This window comes from Novosphingobium huizhouense (assembly GCF_020179475.1).
Taxonomy (GTDB): domain Bacteria; phylum Pseudomonadota; class Alphaproteobacteria; order Sphingomonadales; family Sphingomonadaceae; genus Novosphingobium; species Novosphingobium huizhouense.
On the sequence record NZ_JAILXZ010000017.1, the window covers coordinates 1 to 329 of the forward strand.

Sequence of the window (329 nt, forward strand, 5' to 3'; positions counted from 1 at the left end):
GACGCCGTTATCGAGCCGGCCGGTGGCAAAGTAGTCGAGGAAGAACAGGGGTTCGGCGCCCTGCACGATCAGGTCGTTGACGCACATCGCAACGAGGTCGATGTCGATCGCATCGTGCCGGTCGTGGTCGATCGCGAGCTTGACCTTGGTGCCGACGCCGTCGTTGCCGGCGACCAGCAGCGGATCCTTGTAGCCGGCCGCCTTCAGGTCGAAGAAGCCGCAGAAGCCGCCCAGTTCGGCATCGGCCCCGGGGCGCGCGGTCGCCTTGGCGAGCGGGCCGATCGCCTTCACCAGCGCGTTGCCGGCGGCGATGTTCACGCCCGCCTGTT

The 329-nt window shown here is 67.8% G+C and carries 1 protein-coding gene; it reads right to left on the reverse strand.

Translation table 11 applies throughout. The features are described from left to right. Nucleotides 1-329, reverse strand: a 329-nt coding sequence (locus K3A85_RS17790; RefSeq protein WP_263624937.1) for an AIR synthase related protein, incomplete at both ends; no start/stop codon positions are given.